This window comes from Pannonibacter sp. CBAS1226 (assembly GCF_055685825.1).
In genome coordinates, this window is record NZ_JBVOUO010000009.1 from 40,713 (window position 1) to 59,271 (window position 18,559).

The 18,559-nt window shown below is 63.5% G+C and carries 11 protein-coding genes and 1 tRNA gene; 6 read left to right on the forward strand and 6 right to left on the reverse strand.

Annotated elements, in window-relative coordinates; genetic code table 11:
* Positions 1 to 14: 14 nt before the first annotated feature.
* Positions 15 to 1,334, forward strand: coding sequence for a 3,4-dihydroxy-2-butanone-4-phosphate synthase (gene ribB, locus AC0CMF_RS20775; RefSeq protein WP_094462376.1), 1,320 nt, complete (start codon positions 15 to 17; stop codon positions 1,332 to 1,334).
* Between the two features lie 354 nt (positions 1,335 to 1,688).
* Here the strand turns inward: ribB and AC0CMF_RS20780 are convergent.
* Positions 1,689 to 1,765 (reverse strand) — tRNA-His (locus tag AC0CMF_RS20780).
* Between the two features lie 421 nt (positions 1,766 to 2,186).
* Positions 2,187 to 6,281 carry a histidine kinase dimerization/phospho-acceptor domain-containing protein gene (locus AC0CMF_RS20785; protein WP_374629746.1) on the reverse strand — a complete coding sequence of 1,365 codons (4,095 nt, stop codon included), beginning with the start codon at positions 6,279 to 6,281 and terminating at the stop codon, positions 2,187 to 2,189.
* 496 nt (positions 6,282 to 6,777) lie between these two features.
* On the opposite strand from AC0CMF_RS20785, the gene AC0CMF_RS20790 reads away from it, so the two are divergent.
* From AC0CMF_RS20790 to AC0CMF_RS20805, 4 genes are all read left to right on the forward strand, one after another.
* Complete coding sequence (locus tag AC0CMF_RS20790; RefSeq protein ID WP_019963236.1) at positions 6,778 to 7,161, forward strand: phasin; 384 nt, start codon at positions 6,778 to 6,780, stop codon at positions 7,159 to 7,161.
* A gap of 311 nt (positions 7,162 to 7,472) precedes the next feature.
* Entirely contained in the window at positions 7,473 to 7,997 is a 525-nt protein-coding gene (locus AC0CMF_RS20795; protein ID WP_019963237.1) for a phasin, read from the forward strand.
* Between the two features lie 469 nt (positions 7,998 to 8,466).
* Positions 8,467 to 9,519 carry a Fe(3+) ABC transporter substrate-binding protein gene (locus tag AC0CMF_RS20800; protein ID WP_374629745.1) on the forward strand — a complete coding sequence of 351 codons (1,053 nt, stop codon included), beginning with the start codon at positions 8,467 to 8,469 and terminating at the stop codon, positions 9,517 to 9,519.
* Between the two features lie 136 nt (positions 9,520 to 9,655).
* Positions 9,656 to 11,332 (forward strand): ABC transporter permease, encoded by a 1,677-nt coding sequence (locus AC0CMF_RS20805; protein ID WP_374629744.1) that lies wholly within the window; start codon positions 9,656 to 9,658, stop codon positions 11,330 to 11,332.
* A gap of 29 nt (positions 11,333 to 11,361) precedes the next feature.
* On the opposite strand, the gene AC0CMF_RS20810 is transcribed toward AC0CMF_RS20805, so the two are convergent.
* The gene (locus AC0CMF_RS20810) at positions 11,362 to 13,557 is read right to left on the reverse strand and encodes a putative bifunctional diguanylate cyclase/phosphodiesterase (RefSeq protein WP_374629743.1); all 2,196 of its coding nucleotides are present in this window, start codon (positions 13,555 to 13,557) and stop codon (positions 11,362 to 11,364) included.
* Between the two features lie 361 nt (positions 13,558 to 13,918).
* Between AC0CMF_RS20810 and ggt the strand changes: the two genes are divergently transcribed.
* Complete coding sequence (gene ggt / locus AC0CMF_RS20815; RefSeq protein WP_374629742.1) at positions 13,919 to 15,676, forward strand: gamma-glutamyltransferase; 1,758 nt, start codon at positions 13,919 to 13,921, stop codon at positions 15,674 to 15,676.
* Positions 15,677 to 15,756: 80 nt separating this feature from the next.
* Here ggt and AC0CMF_RS20820 read toward each other — a convergent pair whose 3' ends face one another.
* The 3 genes from AC0CMF_RS20820 to AC0CMF_RS20830 form a co-directional block, all read right to left on the reverse strand.
* A complete protein-coding gene (locus AC0CMF_RS20820) occupies positions 15,757 to 16,389 on the reverse strand; it encodes a CoA transferase subunit B (protein WP_050472069.1) in 633 nt (210 codons plus the stop codon).
* A gap of 14 nt (positions 16,390 to 16,403) precedes the next feature.
* Positions 16,404 to 17,099: a CoA transferase subunit A gene (locus AC0CMF_RS20825; protein WP_050472070.1), complete on the reverse strand. Its 696-nt coding sequence runs from the start codon at positions 17,097 to 17,099 to the stop codon at positions 16,404 to 16,406.
* Positions 17,100 to 17,315: 216 nt separating this feature from the next.
* The gene (locus AC0CMF_RS20830) at positions 17,316 to 18,464 is read right to left on the reverse strand and encodes a GNAT family N-acetyltransferase (protein WP_050472071.1); all 1,149 of its coding nucleotides are present in this window, start codon (positions 18,462 to 18,464) and stop codon (positions 17,316 to 17,318) included.
* Between the last annotated feature and the right edge of the window lie 95 nt (positions 18,465 to 18,559).

An 18,559-nucleotide genomic window follows, 5' to 3' on the forward strand; every position in this document is an offset into this window, starting at 1 on the left:
GCTAGCGTCAGCGCATGAGACTAGATCATTGGCTTGCAGCAAACGGAGAAAGCCGCAGCGCATTTGCGCGGCGGGCTGGCCTGTCACCGGCTTCGGTGACGGCTCTGTGCAACGATCCCGGCGCCTGGGTATCGCGTGACATGGCACGCAAGATTGCCGAGGCAACCGGCGGCGGCGTCACGCCCAATGACTTTCTCGGCCTTTCCATCACCAAGGAGCATCCCGTGTCCCAGGCCCGTGTAGCCGAAGCGATCCGTGCCTTTGAGCGCGGCGAAATGGTTGTCGTCACCGATGATGACGACCGCGAGAACGAAGGCGATCTGATCGTTGCCGCCACCAAGGTGACGCCGGAGCAGATGGCCTTCATCGTGCGCCACACCTCCGGCATCGTCTGCGCGCCGATGACGCTGGCCGCCGCCAAGCGCCTGCGCCTTGACCCGATGGTCTCGAACAATGACGCGCCGCTGTCGACCGCCTTCACCATTTCCGTCGACTACCGCCACGGCCTGACCACCGGCATTTCGGCGGACGAGCGCTGCGCCACGGTGCGCGGCCTGGCGAACCCGAATGCCGGACCGTCCGATTTCGTCCGCCCCGGCCACATCTTCCCGCTGATTGCCAAGGAAGGCGGCGTGCTGATCCGCTCCGGCCATACGGAAGCCGCCGTGGACCTGTGCCGCCTGGCCGGGCTCGAGCAGGTGGGCGTCATTTCGGAACTGGTGAATGATGACGGCACCGTCAAGCGCGGCACGCAGGTGGCCGAATTTGCCGCCGAGCACGACCTCAAGATGGTGTCCGTGTCGGATCTCATCGCCTGGCGCCAGCGCACGGAAAAGCTGATCGAGCGCGTCAACGAGCAGCCGATCCAGACCGTGGCAGGCCCCGCCTATGCGGTCACCTATTCCACGCCCTATGACCCGATGCACCATGTCGCCATCGTCTATGGCGACATCCTCGACGGGCGCAGCGTGCCTGTGCGCCTGCAACTGGAATCGGTTCTGGACGATGTGTTCGGCGCCGCCCAGCCGCTCGACGCGGTGATGAAGAGCTTTGCGGACCGTGGCCGCGGCGTCATCGTGTTCCTGCGCGAGGGGTCCGTGGGCGTTGCCCGCCAGTCCCGCCGCCAGCGCACGGATCTGGAAGCTGCGGAGACGGAAGAGCACGGTTCGGCTCAGGCCCGCCAGGAACAGTGGCGTGAGGTTGGCATCGGCGCGCAGATCCTCAAGGATCTCGGCGTCACCTCCATCCGCCTCCTCTCCTCCCGCGAACGCCACTACGTCGGCCTCGAAGGCTTCGACATCAAGATCGAAGCCACGGAAATCCTCGAAGCCTGAGGCTTTACGGAAGACACATCAGAACGCCGCAGCTCACCCTGCGGCGTTTTTTGTTGTGCGACATGCCCTGCCTCTCAACACGCTCACGCTGTCGTCCCGGACGCAGCGAAGCGGAGATCCGGGAACCACTCGCTCGCAGAGCGGTCAGGTTGTTGCGAAGCGCAAAGGCGCTCGGCGGAGCAGAAGCAGCAATGCCGTGTTTCCCGGACGGGAAACACGGCAATTCTCTGGAAATGAGTAGACCCCGGATCGCGCTGCGCTTGTCCGGGGCGACGCAGGAGTGGGAGGCAGCGCCCTGAAAATGCGGAACGCCGCCGCAAGGGCGCTTCATACACATGATCAATGGAAAACAAGTGGTACAGACGGGTGGATTCGAACCACCGACCTTCGGAGCCACAATCCGACGCTCTAACCAACTGAGCTACGTCTGCACGGGCTGAGAGGGCAAGCCTCCCGCATCAGCGCTTCCGAAAGTTCGAGGCCCTTGGCCAGCAAAACAACGGCGCGGACCGTCAGCGCTGCGGTCCGTCTTTGCAAGCGGTCTTCTAATCGAGCTTTCCTGCGGCGGCAAGCAAAAAAGCAGCGTCATCAACATGGAGGCGCCTGCCCTGTGGGCAAGCCGGAGAAGCCGCAGACCTGCGGACCTCCATTTCCCTGCACAACCGCTACCTCTCCTGCGTCATCCCGGCCGAGCAGCGCGAGAGCCGGGACCGGTGAGCCAAGGCCCCTCGGCTATGGCTCTAAAGGCAACCAACTTATACCCCGGCTCACCGGCCCCGGATCTCCGCTTCGCTGTCGTCCGGGAAGACGAAGGAGAGGTATTCAACACCATCGCTCAGTTGCAAGGTCAGGTCATTCCGCCAGCACGCGCTGGGGCGGGAAGATGATTTCCACCAGCGTGCCCTGATCCGGCACGCTGTCGATGCGGAAGGCGGCGCGGTTGGCCTCCACCAGCGCCTTGGTCAGCGGCAGGCCAAGGCCCGTGCCGCTGCCGGGGCGGGCGGTGTGAAGCTGGCGGAAGGGCTCCAGCGCGGCGGCCAGATCCTTGGCATTCATGCCCGTGCCCGTATCGCGCACCCGCAGCGCCACCTCGCCCGTGGGCTCCAGCGCCGAAGACACGATCACCTGCCCGCCGGAGCGGTTGAACTTGATGGCGTTGGACAGAAGGTTCAGCACGATCTGGCGCAGGGAGCGCAGGTCCGCCACCACATTGGGCACCGTGCCCGGCAGGCTGGCGCGGATGATCACCCGCTCCCGGTTCGCCTGCGGCTGCATCAGGGCCACGCATTCGCGCACGATCTCGTTGACGGAGACGGCGGCGAAGGTCAGGTCCATCTTGCCCGCTTCGATCTTCGACAGGTCGAGAAGATCGTTGATCAGGCTCATGATATGCGAGCCGGAGGTGCGGATGTCCTTCAGATATTCCTTGTAGCGCTCGTTGCCGATGGCGCCGAAACGCTCTTCCATCATCACTTCCGAGAAGCCGATGATGGCATTGAGCGGGGTGCGGATCTCGTGGCTGATCTTGGCAAGAAAATCCGATTTCTGCGAGCTGGCGGTTTCCGCCTGGCGCTTGGCCTTGGTCAGTTCTTCCTCAGCCGCCTTCCATTGGGTGATGTCGCGCAGCACCGCGCAGAACTTCAGCGTATCATTGCCTTGCCCCAGCCGGCCGATGGTCATGAACAGCGGAATGAGCCCGCCGGAGGACACCCGGCCAATCACCTCGCGCCCGTCGTTCAGCACGCTGGCAACGCCGTTGCGGGACAGGCCATCGAGATAGTCCAGCGCCGAGCGGTGGCTTTCAGGGGCGAGAAATTCGGTCAGCGGCGCACCGGTGATATCGACGCGCGCGGCCCCGAACAGCGCTTCGGCAGAGCCATTGGCCTTGAGGATGGTGCCGAACCGGTCCAGCAGCAAGACGCCGTCCGTCGCCGTTTCGAGGATCGTGTCCATCTCGGCAATCTGCTCACGGGCACGGGCAAGCTCCCGCTCCACATGCGCCGGAATGGCAGAGGGCTGGGCGGCCACGGCAGCAGCAGGCGCCGGAGACGCCTCGCCGGCCGGCGGCTGGCGGCATTCGATGATGGACACCATCAGACCGCGCCCGCCATTCCACGGCACGGTGTGCATGCGGGCAAAGACCGGCTTCAGGCGGCCATCGGCCAGCCGCAGCTTCATGGTCTCATCCAGCGTGCCTTCCAGCCGGTCACCCGGCAGATGATCGGGACCGGCAAACAGCGCCTCGAAGCCGCCGGCCTCGTCCAGAGCTTCCAGATTGGGATAGCCGAGCAGCGCCAGAAGCGTCTCGTTGGTGTAGAGCACCTCGCGGTCGCGGACGATGGCAATGCCGATGGGCAGCCGGTCCAGAAGGCGCGGATCGACGGGGGCGGCAGGCGGGGCGACCGGGCGCAGCCGGGCAGCGGCCTCCGCAATCTCTTCTTCGGTATCGTCATCAAGGCCGAAGTCGCCTTCAAGCCTTGCGCCCAGCGCTTCGGCGATCTTGCGGAAGGCGGCCCGCTCCGGCTTGGTCAGGCGCGAGGCATCCACCGGCACCACACGGGTGGGCTTGCCGGTGAAAGGCACGACGCGGCTGTCGGGACGCGGCGGGGCAGCAGGTTCGGGCTGAGGTTCGGCAACGGCAGCCGCTTCACCTTCCGGCTCAGCGTCCGGTTCAGGCTGTGCCTCCGGCTCTGCGGTGGCAATCTGCATCGCCTGTTCCAGCGCTGCAAAATCATCTGCCGCCGGGGCTGCCTCTGCAGCCTCGCCAGCAACGCTGTCACCGGCCTCGTCAGCCAGCAGCGCCGGAGTTTCGTCCTGCCGGGCGTCAGCGTCCTCTTCAAGGGCAGGTTCGTCCTGAGCTTCGGCAGCTCCGGTTTCAGAAGCCGCTTCAGCGTCAACCTCCGCCTCAACGACGGTCACGTCTTCAGCGGCGTCAGCGGCCTCTTCTCCGGCTGCGAAACCGGTGTCCGGCAGAGCCAAAGCCTCCGGAGCTGCGTCCTGCACCGTTGCTTCCGGCTGCGGGACGGCCTCCTGCTCCGGCGCGGCCTGGGCGGCCGCATCTTCCGGCAGAGTGTCTTCCACCTTCTGGCGGTAGGCACGCGGCTCCGCACTGGCCGCTGCATTGGCGGCTTCACGGGCCGCAGCCCGGCGCTCGACGGCGGCATCAAACTCACGGGCGAGCGTACGCACCGCCTTCTCGATTTCCTTCGGCTTCAGCGGCTGATCACCGGTGATGCCGACCTTCGGCGCATCGCCAAAAAGATCCGCGTCACGCGGCGCATCCGCCTTGCGAGCCGCGGTCGTTGCCTTGATATCCTCGATCCAGCTGTGTGCCGCAGATGCTGACGCTACGGCCAGCGGACGCGCGTTCTCTTCGGGCGCTTCATCCTCTTCGGGCTGATCAGTCTCCAGTGCCATCTCCTCAGCGGCGGAAACGGCTTCAGGTTCGGACGCAGCTTCAGGCTCGGGCTCTATGGCCTCGTCCGCAACGGGAGCTGCCTCTTCCGCCTCGTCTCCGGCCACGGCCTCAACGTCATCGGGAGCCGTCTCACCGGCCACCTCATCAGCCAGTTCCGGCTCCGGCGCCAGAATGACTTCCGGCAGAGCCTCGACAGCTTCCACCTCAGACGTCAGGTCAGCAACTGGAGCCGTTTCAACGGCAGGCTCTACGGCGGCAGGCTCTGGGCTTTCAGCGGCTTCCGGTGCCAGCGGCATGGCCTGCGCAGGTGCTCCCGCCTGAGGCTCTGCGTCGCCAAGGCGCACCACGCCGAAGCCGCGATAGCCTTCAAACACACGGCGGCGGTCAAAGGCAGGTAGGGCCGCCATATCCACCGGCACCCGCAGGCGCCCGCCATCGACAGGCCAGTCCAGCGTCTTGCCGCTCCAGGTGTCGCGGCGCAGCAGAGCACGGGCAATGCTGCCGCGCGGATCAAGGCCAAAGCGTTCGGCCACCTCGTTCCAGGTCATGCCGGTAATGGCACCTGCATCCGGGCCCAGCGCATCGGTGAACTCCGGCGAAACGAAGGTGAAGCGCTGGTCCACATCCATTTTCCAGGCAAAACGGACGGAGCGCTCCCGGGGCTCGAAACGCGCGGGCGCTTCAGATGCCGGGGCATCTTCGACGGGTGCTTCAGCTGCTTCCGTGGCAGGCGCCCCGGAAACAGACACCGGCTCGTCAACAGGCTGCGGAGCGGCGGCCTCTGCAGCCTCTTCCAGCGCGGTTTCCCCGCTCCGGTCATCCTCTTCTGCGGTCAGATCAACGGCCTCAGACCCGGCGGCCGCAACGGCGGCGGCTGCCGTCTCAACCTCATCCGGGGCATCAAGCTCAAGCGGCTGATCATCGACCAGCATCAGGCTGCGGCCATCGGCAAGCGGCAGGCGCAGGGCATCGTGAAAGGCGCCCGCAATCCTCAAGGTGCCGGTGTCCGGCTCGAACCCTGCCGCCTCTCCGGCCGTCAGCCCCGCGCCAAGCACCCCGGCAGCAGCCAGAACAGTGCCGTTTGCGTCCAGCATGAAGGCGCTGTGCTCCGGCCCCTGCAACAGGCTGGCATAGGCCGCCAGCGCATCGCCCGGCGCCTCTGCCCCATCGACGGCAGCAATCAGGGCGCCGTAGCTGCCATCCGGCAGTTCCAGCCGCTGGCACTGGCAGGTGAGCAGAATGGCGCGCAGGCCCTTGTAGAAGCGCAGCCGCTCCAGCACCGGCTTGCCAACCGGGCCTTCAGCCGCGATCCGCGCCAGATGCGGGCGCGCCTGGGACCGCTCAAGTCCCGGCACCTGCCCCAAATCTTCGGCGGAAGAGGCATCAAAGAAGGCCGCGCCTGCGGCATTGGCCCACAGAATGCTGTCCGCCGCAGCGTTCCAGATCCATGCCGGACGGCCGGAGCCAGCCAGCCGTGCCACCGGCGCCAGGCTGCCGAGCTCCAGAAAGGTCGTCAGGTGCTCGTCCATGGGTCAACTCCACTACGCCGGAAAGGAACCTGCGAACCGGTTGGTCTCAGGCCAGCAACAATGTGCGCGGCCAACCGGAGCCTTTCGGTAAATATCTAGTTAAATACCGTCAAAGCCAGCCAGCGTCCACGCCAGAGCCCCCCATCGCAGGAACGGCCTTGCCTTGTGGTTAATCCGGAGGCGTCATCCGGCTGCGTCCACGGCCTTGTTATCTCAGGGTAAACAAGACCATAACACCGGTGTTCCAATTTGAACGCTCTGCCCGGCGGTCTTGCCACGCAAGACAGCAGGCGCCACACGTTATGCGGGAAATTCCGTATTTTTCAAACCCGTGGGACGCGAGACTTGCCTAACGCCGCCCCCGCGTGTTTTGATCCCTCCACGGGGATAATGTGCAGTGCAGATGAAAATCAGTCCGCGGCTCTTACGGAAGGTGCGGCACTGCGGCATCAGGCACTTGCGCCCCGCCGAATGAAACACAGGGGAGTGATACCACATGGCTGCGGACAAGAACACGTTCGAGATTCCCGATCAGATGCGCGACTTTGCCGAGAAGAGCGTTGATCAGGCCCGCAAGGCCTTTGACGACTTCATCTCCCTGACCCACAAGACGGTTTCGAATGTTGAGGGCTCCGCCACCGTGGTGCAGTCCGGCGCATCCGACATCAACCGCAAGACCCTCAGCTACGCCGAAGAGCACGTGGATGCGGCCTTCCGCTTCGCCCAGCAGATGGTGCGGGCCAAGGACGTGGAAGAAATGATGAAGCTGCAGCAGGACTATCTGCGCCGCCAGATGGAACAGCTTGGCGAGCAGGCGCGTGACCTCAGCGACACAGCCACCCGCGCCGCTCAGGACGCCGCCAAGGCCGTGAAGGAATAACAACACACCGCCCGCGCCTTTCAGCACGGAACCAGCCGGTTTCCGGATTGAAGGCCCGGGCGCTCCCGCTGCGGAACTCTTTGGCTCTTGCCGGGTTCCTTGCACAGAAGATCCCGTACCAGCTCTTGCAGCGATGCAGGAGACGCTGTGGCTTACTGGATTTTTGTGCAGTGCAAAATAATATTGCAACGCAGCAAAACCTCACCTATATTAAGCATGCGGATGACGAGGGCGGGGCCATACGGGCCTGCCGCCCTCATGCCGGGTGCGATTGTCACGTGATCGACTCCGGCCCAAGCAGGAGATGACACATGAGCGAAATGTTGACGCCGGAGACCCCGGCCAAGGCTGCGCCGAAGGCGCGTGCCACCAAGACCACCAAGCCGGCCACTGCCGCTTCCCCCTTTGCTGAATTCGAGGCTTTTGCCATGCCCAAGATCGAAGTTCCCGCCATGGTCCGTGAAATGACCGAAAAAGGCATCGAACAGGCCCGCGACGCCTACACCAAGGTGAAGTCCGCCGCCGAAGAGGCGACCGACCTGCTCGAAGACACCTTCGAGACCTCCCGTCAGGGCGTTGTCGAGTTCAACATGAAGGCTCTCGACGCTGCCAAGACCAACACCGACGCCACCTTCTCCTTTATCAAGGACCTGATGTCGGTGAAGACCGTTGCTGAAGCCATCGAGCTGCAGTCCACCTTCGCCCGCCAGCAGTTCGACACGCTGAGCGCCCAGGCCAAGGACATGCAGGAATTCGCGACCAAGCTGACCACCGACGTTACCGCGCCGGTCAAGGAAGCTGTCGAGAAGTCCTTCAAGGACCTGAAGGCCGCCTGAGGCAGCCTCGCAGGATCGCCTGACGCTTGTCTTCAGGCCAAGCCAGACGTGAGCCCCGGATGCACCGCATCCGGGGCTTTTTCGTTTATCACGGCTTCGTGATCCGGCTTGGCACAGGCCTCACGGGACAGGCAGCCCGCGCACAAGCCCGGATAAGGAGCTCATTTGCGTTGCTCCGGCCCTGACAGCGCATATCGCAACGGCATCAGCATTTTCCGCAGGTTACAAGGCTTCCCGGAGCGCCCCGCCTGCACGTGACCCGGCGAGCCCAGGACGGGGGTGCAGCCAGGACTGTCTGTCTGCCGCTCGAAAAAGGAGAGCCGCAACATCCACTTTTAGAATCATTCTAACCTGTTGATTTAATAGACTTGTTGACATACCGGAATTTAAAACTCATATTTCGCGCGCCTCAGGTGGCCGCCTGAGACAAGTTATGCGGAATGTCATTTCTGCAGACCGGAGGATTACAATGAGACTGACGAAGATGAATTCCCTTGCCCGCACCAGCCTGCTGGCAGCACTTCTTGCTGCAACCGCTTCCACGGCTGCTGTCGCTGATGGCGAGGTGAACATCTATTCCTATCGCCAGCCCACGCTTATTCAGCCGCTGCTCGATGCCTTTACGGCAGAAACCGGCATCAAGACCAACGTCATCTTCGCCAGCGAAGGCCTGGAAGAGCGCATCGCGGCCGAGGGAGCAAACTCCCCTGCCGACGTGCTGCTGACCGTGGACATTGGCCGTCTTGATGGCGCCAAGCAGGCTGGCATCACCCAGCCGGTTGTTTCGGAAGTGGTTGCCAATGACATCCCGGCTGCGTTCCGTGATCCGGAAGGCCACTGGATCGGCCTGACGTCGCGTGCCCGTATCGTCTATGCCTCGAAGGACCGCGTCGCCCAGGACACGATCACCTATGAGGAACTGGCCGACCCGAAGTGGAAGGGCAAGATCTGCACCCGTTCGGGCCAGCACGTCTACACCATTGGCCTCGTCGCTTCGATGATCGCCAACAAGGGTGCTGAAGAGACCGAAAAGTGGCTGGTTGGCCTGCGCGACAATCTCGCCCGCAAGCCGGCCGGCAACGACCGCTCCCAGGTTCAGAGCATCATGAATGGCGAGTGCGATCTGGCACTTGGCAACACCTATTACATGGGTGCCATGATGAACAACGAGAAGGAGCCGGAGCAGAAGGAATGGGCCGCATCCGCCAAGATCCTGTTCCCGAACGCAGCTGACCGCGGCGCACATGTCAACATCTCCGGCGTCGTGATGGCCAAGCATGCGCCGAACAAGGACAATGCGGTCAAGCTGATCGAGTTCCTGACCACCGGCCAGGCCCAGAAGATCTACGCCGAAGCGAACTTCGAATACCCGGTGACCCCGGGCGTGGAGCCGTCCGACCTGGTCAAGTCCTGGGGCGAACTGAAGGCTGACAGCCTGCCGCTCTCGGAAGTGGCGAAGTTCCGCAAGGAAGCCAGCGAGCTGGTCGACAAGGTTGCCTTCGACGAAGGCCCGAAGTCCTGACCGCCTGACCTGGGCTGATCAAGAGGGGTGCCGGAAGATTATTTCCGGCACCCTGCTTGCATTTGCCGTCCTGTGATGTGCTATGACGCGGCGTGAAGATGCCGGTCCATCCAGAAGAGCCCCGACAAGAGCGCGCATGAACGCAGCCCCCAGAAAAGACCGGATCTGGCTGATCTCAGCCATTCTTTCCGCTGTCCTGATCCTCATGCCTGTTGCGGCGCTGTTCCTGATGGCGCTGGGGTCTTCCGGTGGCAACTGGGGCCATCTGATCTCCACTGTCCTGCCGCGCGCCCTGCAGACAACCGCCCTGCTGCTGCTGGGTGTCGGCATCCTGACCGGGGTGACGGGCGTCATCACCGCATGGCTTGTCACCATGTGCCGCTTTCCCGGACGGCGCCTGTTTGACTGGGCGCTGCTGATCCCGCTGGCCGTGCCGACCTACATCATCGCCTTTGCCTATGTGGACGTGATGGCCTATTCCGGCCCCGTGCAGAGCACTGTCAGGGCCATCTTCGGCTTCCGCACGGCGCGGGACTACTGGTTCCCCGAGATCCGCTCGCTGGGCGGCGCCATCTTCGTGATGAGCGCGGTGCTCTACCCCTATGTCTATCTCTCGGCCCGGGCGAGCTTCCTGCTGCAATCCGCCAGCGCGCTGGACGTGGGACGCACGCTGGGAGCCGGGCCTCTGCGGCTTTTCCTGCGTGTTGCCCTGCCGCTGTCGCGTCCGGCCATTGCCGCCGGCATCGCCCTTGCCCTGATGGAATGCCTCAACGACATCGGCGCCGTCACCTTCTTCGGCGTGCGGACGCTGACCTTCTCGATCTATGACACATGGCTGAACCGCTCCAACCTGGCCGGAGCCGCGCAGCTTGCCTGCGCTATGCTGATCATCGTCGTGATCCTGCTGGCGCTTGAGCGCCGCGCCCGGCGCCACCTGCGCTTCGACAGCAGCCGGGGCAAGCACCATGCTCCGGCGCGGTACCAGCTCACCGGCCTGCGGGCGCTGCTGGCCATCTGTGTCTGCGCCCTTCCCGTGGTGCTCGGCTTCATCGTCCCGGCGAGCATGCTGGCCGGGCAGGCGTTCCGCCGCCTCGAGCAGGCACAGGATCCGGCATTCCTGCTGGCGGTGCGCAACAGCGTGGTGATGGCGCTCATCGCCTCCAGCCTCATCACCGGCCTTGCCATCACGCTTGTCTATGCAGCAAGGCTGCACAAGTCGAAGCTGCTGTACATGAGCGGCCGCATCGCTTCGATCGGATATGCGGTGCCGGGCACCGTGCTTGCCGTCGGCATTCTCATTCCGCTCGCCAGCCTCGACAACACCATTGACGCGATGATGAAGCAGATGTTCGGCTTTGGCACCGGCCTTTTGCTGATCGGGTCCGGAACCGCGCTCGTCTATGCCTATCTCTGCCGTTTTCTTGCGGTGGCGCATGGACAGGTGGAAGGCGGCTTCGGCAAGATTTCGCCCAACCTCGACATGGCAGCGCGCACGCTGGGGCGCGGTTCGACGCGCATTCTGGGCGAAGTGCACATGCCGCTGCTGCGCCCGGTGCTGTTGTCGGCGCTGCTCATCACCTTTGTTGACTGCATGAAGGAATTGCCCGCAACGATCCTGCTGCGGCCGTTCAACTTCAACACCCTGGCGACGAGCGTCTACGAAGCGGCGTCGCGCGAGGCATTTGAAGAGGCGGCCCTGCCGGCTTTGGCGATCGTCTTGACGGGGCTTGTTCCGGTGATCCTGCTGGCCAGCACCAGCGCGCGCAGCTTCCGGCAGAGCATCAGCAAGCGGGGGCTGGCGTCCACGTCCTGAGGAAAGGCCGCCACGGGCAGCCGCCTCCGTCAGGCCGCATGAATGGCCGCCCCGCCAGCGTTTTCCATAGGCAAGTTGGTGGATGGCGTCAGGGCGGGCAGATCTTCACACCCCTCCCCCTCATGCGCGGCCCGCCACTTGATGAAGGTCTCAGCCGCCATCGGCTTGCCAAGCAGATAGCCCTGCACGGTCTTGCAGCCGGACAGGCGCAGGAAGTCGAGCTGGAATTCGGTCTCAACCCCTTCTGCCACCACGTCGTAGTCAAGGCTCTGTGCCATGGCCAGAATGGTCTGGACGATGGCACGATTGCTCTTGTCCTCGCCAAGGCCGGCCACGAAGGAGCGGTCGATCTTGAAGGTGTCGAAGTGCATCCGCTGAAGATGGGCAAGGCTGGAATAGCCGGTGCCGAAGTCATCAATGGCAAAGCGGATCCCGGCCATGCGCAGACGCTCTGTCGCGCTGCGCACCCGCTCCGGATCGGCCATGGCAACGCTCTCCGTAACTTCCAGCTCCAGAAGCGAAGGCGGGAAGCCCGTCCGGTCCAGAATCTCCAGCACGCGTGAGGGGAACTCCGGCCATTCCAGCTGACGCATCGAGACATTGACCGCCAGGGACAGCCCCCTGCCCTGATCAAGCCACTCGCGCCCCTGACGGCAGGCCAGCTCCAGAACCCTGTCGCCGAGGCGCAGGATCAATCCGGTTTCCTCGGCAATGGCGATGAAGGCTGCCGGTGTCAGCAGCCCGCGCTCCGGGTGGTTCCAGCGCGCAAGAGCTTCCGCTCCCGTGACCTCGCCGGTCGCCGCAGAGACTTTCGGCTGGAAGAACACGGTAATCTGCCCGGCGGCAAGCGCCATCGGCAATTCGGCTTCCAGAGCGAGCCGTTCCTGTGCCTTCACATCTGCCGCGATCTGGCCAAAGGTGAAGCAGCTGCTGCCACCGGAGTTTTTCGCCGCATACATCGCGATATCGGCATTCTTGAGAATGGCGCTGAAGTCCCGCCCGTTGGAGGGGAAGTTTGCAATCCCGATGCTCGCGCCGATGGACAGTTGCAGGCCGTTGACATCGCAAGGTTCTTCCACGGCTTTCAGGATTTGGCCAGCCAGCGCCAGGATCTCCTCCCGCCTGTCCTCTCCGGCAGGATAGATCAGCGCAAACTCGTCACCGCCCAGCCGCGCCAGATACCGGATCTGCATGCCGTAACCCGCCGTGAACCCGGTCTCGGAGCGCCCGAAGGTTTGCAGAACCGTTTCAAAGCGCGATGCCACTTCGCGCAGGAGAATATCGCCGCATTCATGACCATAGCTGTCGTTGATGCGCTTGAACCGGTCAAGGTCGATGAACATCACCGTCAGCGGCCGCGGACTGCCATCGGCCTGGCGCATGTAGCGGGCGAAATGCTGGCGGAAAGCCTCCCGGTTGGGCAGGCCGGTGACGGAATCGGTGAAGGCCAGCTTGTTGATCTGCTCCATGTTGGAGCTGATCTCACTCACCATGTCCCGGTAGGCGCGGGCCAGAACGCCGATCTCGTCGGTGCGCTCGACCGGGAATTTCACATCGAACTCGCCTGCACTCACCTGATGGGCGATGGACGTCAGGCGCTTGATCGGCTTCAGAAAACCATTGCCGAAGTGCAGCAGCACGGGAACGGCAACGGCCAGCAGGCAGACCGACACAATGGCATTGCGCAGCCAGATGCTATGCAACTGGCTGGAGATGGCCGTCCGCTCAACCGACACCAGAACGGCGCCAGCCACTGTACCGCCATCGGTGGACCAGACCGGCATGGCAACCGAAATGCGCCCGGTCTCGACAAGTACCTGATCTTCCTTGGCGGAATAGGCCTCCAGCAGAAGCGGATTGACCTCCTGCTGGTCGAAAATCCCGGTCTTCGGGTCAGAATCGACCAGGATCGTCCGGCGCGGATCCCAGACATAGGCCTGCTGCACCAGACCGCTGGCCGCGATGCTTTCAAGTTCCTGGGAAAGGATCAGATAGTGATGGTTGGCCAGTTGCGGCACCGCAAGCCGGCTGACGGTGGCCCCGATAGAATGCACATGAGCGACGGACTTCGTCTGCTCATCCTGATAGTCGAGAACACTGGCTGTCACCAATGTAATGGCCGTCAGGCACGCAAACAGCAGCACCACGAACAGCGTAAACCGCATTCGCAGCCCAAACCGCTGGCCCGTTCGCCGCTTCCACGCCATGCCCAGTGCGAGTGCCATCGTTCCCCGGCCAATCCCGTCGCATTACCCATCCCCACCAGTCGCATGATCTCACGAAAAGTTATCATTGCGATTGACGGCCTAGAGAAAAATGCGGACCGGCAGGAAACCATGACACGTGCTTATTCACCTAAGTAAATCCCCCCGGAACCAGTGACCGCCTGACATTCCAAGGACAAAACTGCGCCCGGGCGTTGCCGCAGCGCGTTAACGCCTTACCCGGCGGCGGGCGGAAATACCGGGTTCCCGGCCCAAAATGATACAGATCAGCAAATACACGGATAGCGGGCAACCGCACCCTTGTAACGATCTTCCCGGGCCTCTAGGCTGATGGCACACCCGGGATGGAAAGATCAGGCCCATGCGAACAAGACTCCTCAAAAGTGTGGCATTGGCGCTGTTGCTTGGCACAGGTCCAGGCGCCGCACAGCAGGCCTCCGATACCGTGGCGCCGGAACGGGCGACGGGTACGGCAGCGGCAGCGCGCATCGAGGCAAAGCAATTCATGGTGGCAGCGGCCAATCCGCTGGCCGTGCAGGCCGGCCGGGACGTGCTCGCCTCCGGCGGCAATGCCATCGACGCCATGGTGGCTGTCCAGACGGTGCTGGGGCTGGTGGAGCCGCAGAGCTCCGGTCTCGGCGGTGGTGCCTTTCTCGTCTACTTCGATGCGGCAACCGGCCAGCTCACGACTTTTGACGGCCGCGAGACAGCCCCGGCAGAGGCAACACCGAAGCTCTTTCTCGACGCTGAGGGCCAGCCGCTGAAATTCATGGAAGCGGTCATCGGAGGGCGCTCCGTCGGCACGCCGGGCACCGTGCGGCTGCTGGAAGACGTGCACCGCCAGCACGGGCGTGCAGAGTGGGCCAGCCTGTTGCAGCCGGCCACAAAGCTGGCAACGGAAGGCTTTGCCGTATCGCCGCGCCTTGCCGCGCTGATTGCAGCAGATGGTGACCGGCTGAAAAGCAATGAGGCGGCGCGCAACTATTTCTTCGACGCATCAGGCGCACCTTTGCAGGTTGGCACCATCCTGAAGAACCCGGCCTATGCCGAAACCCTCGATGCCATTGCCAGCGGCGGAGCGGATGCCTTCTACAAGGGCCCTATTGCCGAGGGGATCGTGCAGACCGTGCGCGGGGCGCAAGGCAATCCCGGCGTCCTGTCTTTGAGTGATCTGGCCAATTACCGCATCAAGCAGCGTGATCCGGTCTGCTTCAGCTACCGGGCGCTGGATGTCTGTGGCATGGGGCCTCCCTCTTCAGGGGCCGTGGCCGTCAGCCAGATCCTCGGCACCATCGAAAACTTCGATATCCGGGGCCTTGGACCGCAGAATCCCGAGAGCTGGCGGCTCATCGGTGATGCGCAGCGTCTCGCCTTTGCCGACCGCGAGCGCTATCTCGCCGATCCGGATTTCGTGCCCGCTCCCACCAAGGGTCTGATCGCCAAGGATTATCTCGCCAAACGCGCCGCGCTGCTGGATGACGGCAAGGCGCTTCCGGCCGATGCCGTGAAGCCGGGTGAGCCGGAGTGGGACCACGCCTTCAACTATGGTACCGGCGAAGCTCTGGACATGCCTGCGACCAGCCATTTCGTCATCACCGACAGGGACGGCAACACCGTCTCCATGACGACGACCATTGAAAGCGGCTTCGGTTCGCGGCTGATGACAGGCGGCTTCCTGCTCAACAACGAGCTGACCGACTTCTCCTTCAAGACCCATGACGGCAGCCTGCCGGTGGCCAACCGTGTCGAGCCCGGCAAGCGGCCGCGCTCCTCCATGTCGCCCACCATCGTGATGAAGGACGGCAAGCCGCTGCTGGCCATCGGTTCGCCCGGCGGCAGCCAGATCATCGGCTATGTGGCACAGGCGCTGATTGCCTATATCGATTGGCAGATGCCGGTGGAAGAGATCGTCGCCCAGCCCCACCTCATCAACCGCTTCGGCACCTATGACCTGGAAGCCGGCACGGCAGCCGAACAGTTCGCCGAACCGCTGAAAGCGATGGGGTATGAGGTGAAGCTCAGCGAAATGAACTCGGGCCTGCACGTGATCGAGTTCACACCCGATGGACTGGCCGGCAGTGCCGATCCCCGCCGCGAAGGCACCGCCATGGGCGAGTGACCGCTGAACGTCAGCTGAAAAGACGAAGGGGGCAGCCACCGCTGCCCCCTTTATCTGTTTCCGGTCTGCTGCGGTCCGGCTCAGGCCGCAATCAGCTTGGCTTCTGTCGCAGCCTTGACCTCATCAAGGGTCACGCCGGAGGCCAGCTCCACCAGATGCAGGCCATCCTCCTTCACGTCAAAGACGCCAAGGTTGGTGATGATGCGGTCAACGCAGGCAACGCCGGTCAGCGGCAGGCTGCAGGCCTTGAGCAGCTTGCTTTCGCCAGCCTTGGAGGTGTGGTCCATCAGCACGATGACGCGCTTGACGCCCGCCACCAGATCCATGGCACCGCCCATGCCCTTGACCATCTTGCCGGGGATCATCCAGTTGGCCAGATCCCCCTTCTCCGACACTTCCATGGCGCCGAGGATCGACAGGTCGATATGGCCGCCGCGGATCATGCCGAAGCTGTCGGCGGAGGAGAAGTAGCTCGTGTGCGGCAGCTCGGTGATCGTCTGCTTGCCGGCATTGATCAGGTCGGCATCGACCTCGTCATCCGTGGGGAACGGCCCCATGCCGAGCATGCCGTTTTCCGACTGCAGGGTCACATGCACACCATCGGGAATGTAGTTCGAAACCAGTGTCGGGATGCCGATGCCGAGGTTGACGTAGAAGCCGTCTTCCAGTTCCTGCGCGGCCCTCTGGGCCATTTCTTCGCGAGTCCAGGCCATGTATCCAACTCCCCTCAGGCTGCACGCGTGGTGCGCTTTTCGATGCGCTTTTCAAAAGTGCCGGCGACGATGCGGTCCACGAAGATGCCGGGGGTGTGGATCTGGTCCGGATCCAGTTCGCCCACCTCGACGATCTCCTCGACCTCCACCACCGTCTTCCTGCCGGCTGTCGCCATCATCGGATTGAAGTTGCGCGCGGTCTTGCGATAGATCAGGTTGCCTTCCTTGTCGGCCTTCCAGGCCTTGACGAGGGAAACATCGGCGATGAGGCCGGTTTCCAGAATGTAGGTCTCGCCGTTGAAGTCCTTGTGCTCCTTGCCCTCGGCAATCAGCGTGCCGACGCCGGTCTTGGTGTAGAAGCCGGGGATGCCAGCCCCGCCCGCACGGATGCGCTCGGCCAGGGTGCCCTGCGGGTTGAACTCCAGTTCCAGTTCGCCATTGAGATACTGGCGCTCGAAGGTGGCATTCTCGCCCACGTAGGAGGAGATCATCTTGCGGATCTGGCGGGTCTGCAGCAGCAGGCCAAGGCCGAAGTCATCCACGCCCGCATTGTTGGAAATGGCGGTGATGTCCTTCGTGCCGCTGTCGCGCAGCGCCGTGATGAGATTTTCCGGGATACCGCAGAGGCCGAAACCACCGGCCATGATGGTCATTCCGTCAAACACAAGCCCCTCGAGGGCGGCCTTTGCGTTCGGGTACACCTTGTTCATCGTTGTCTCCTCAAATCCGGCCATGGCCCTCAAGCCCTGCCCGGCACAGCATGCGCGCGCTCGCGGCAGTCCTCCCGCAGCCCCAGCCGCACCGGACAGTCCGGTCCGGCCCTCTGGCCAGGTTGCAACGCAACAAGACTAAGATTTTCGGCAGGCGTCAACTGCCAGAAAGGCGGGAACGGCGTTTCAAACGCTTCAGGTAAAAAACTAAACGGTTCACTCTTCAGCCGCGGTCAGGAGCCGGCGCTCCGAACGCAGCCGCCGGGCGATGCGTTTCAGCCGCCGAAGAGCGAGATAGGCGCTGCCTGCCGCGGTGAGCGCCCGTTCAAACGACAGCGTCTCGACAGGATCGCCGCCGAAGCGCTGCTTGTAGAACTGGACGCCCGCGCCAAAGCACAGCTCGTTGTAGCCGGAGGCTTCCGCCCATTCGATCAGCTTGGCAAAGAGCACAAGACCCGGCGAGAACCGGTGCCATTTCGCATCCCCCATGGAAATGAGCGTCGCGCTGACCATGCTGTTGTGGCACAGCACGCAGATGGCTCCGGCGATTTCACCATCCTGCGCCTGCAGGGCAAAGACCTCGACAGGCCCTTCCAGCAGGTCATCATAATAGCGCCCTTGCGAGGCGTCCTGCTCCAGCAGATTGGCCCAGCCCTTTTCCGCAAAGCGCTGCGCCCTCTGGCGGCGCAATTGCCGCAGGAAGGCAGCCTTCTGCTCCACACCCTCGGCCTGTACGAAGCTTACCCCCTCCGCCTGCAGCTTGCGGTATTTGCCCCGCGCCTCCTTGTAGACCGACCGCTTGCGCCAGCCGCCGGCACCATAGCCGCCCTCAAGATCCAGAACATATGTCGGCTCGGCTTCAGGCTGGCGCACCACATGAAACAGCGGGTTCGGAAAGCCGCTGATGCGCGGCGGCATCTTGGCAAAGCGGATCAGATCCACATCCTGCAGCGCTTCGTCGATCAAAGGCCAGACCGCCCCGCCCTCAAAAGGCTGGAACGGCGCTTCGCTGGCAAGCACGGGAGCGCAAAGATCGGCGAGGTCAAAATCCGGCATGCCGCCGATACGCAACGGGCCGCGGCGGGTGACCATCAGGGGCACAAGCATCCGGGTACGGCCGGTCGCAGCATCACGCACTTCCAGAAGACGCATCTGGGCGCCCGCTGTTGCAGCGACATGGCGGTTGAGCGCATCAAGGACATCCGGCCGCTGGAATGCTGTTGCCACCGCATTGCCTGGCAGCGCGGCCCAGAGACGCCCAAGCAGCGGGCGCGACACCTCCTGGTGAAGTATGCCGCGGATGCCGCTGGCAGCCTCGACAGCCGCCGAACCCAGAACCTGCGGTTCCGCAGAAACGCTTTCCACCGGAGACTCCTGATACGCAAACACATGAAACAGGCCGGACCCATAACAAGGGTCCAAGTGCGCATCAGTCTAACGGGGAAATCTAAAGCAACCCT

Excerpts from the sequence above, each read along its gene's own strand:
- AC0CMF_RS20810 (WP_374629743.1), bottom strand. The coding sequence starts at position 13,557 with ATGGCACTCGCACTGGGCATGGCGTGGAAGCGGCGAACGGGCCAGCGG.
- AC0CMF_RS20825 (WP_050472070.1), bottom strand. The coding sequence starts at position 17,099 with ATGAACAAGGTGTACCCGAACGCAAAGGCCGCCCTCGAGGGGCTTGTG.
- AC0CMF_RS20795 (WP_019963237.1), top strand. The coding sequence starts at position 7,473 with ATGAGCGAAATGTTGACGCCGGAGACCCCGGCCAAGGCTGCGCCGAAG.
- AC0CMF_RS20785 (WP_374629746.1), bottom strand. The coding sequence starts at position 6,281 with ATGGACGAGCACCTGACGACCTTTCTGGAGCTCGGCAGCCTGGCGCCG.
- AC0CMF_RS20800 (WP_374629745.1), top strand. The coding sequence starts at position 8,467 with ATGAGACTGACGAAGATGAATTCCCTTGCCCGCACCAGCCTGCTGGCA.
- AC0CMF_RS20805 (WP_374629744.1), top strand. The coding sequence starts at position 9,656 with ATGAACGCAGCCCCCAGAAAAGACCGGATCTGGCTGATCTCAGCCATT.
- ggt (WP_374629742.1), top strand. The coding sequence starts at position 13,919 with ATGCGAACAAGACTCCTCAAAAGTGTGGCATTGGCGCTGTTGCTTGGC.
- AC0CMF_RS20820 (WP_050472069.1), bottom strand. The coding sequence starts at position 16,389 with ATGGCCTGGACTCGCGAAGAAATGGCCCAGAGGGCCGCGCAGGAACTG.
- AC0CMF_RS20790 (WP_019963236.1), top strand. The coding sequence starts at position 6,778 with ATGGCTGCGGACAAGAACACGTTCGAGATTCCCGATCAGATGCGCGAC.
- ribB (WP_094462376.1), top strand. The coding sequence starts at position 15 with ATGAGACTAGATCATTGGCTTGCAGCAAACGGAGAAAGCCGCAGCGCA.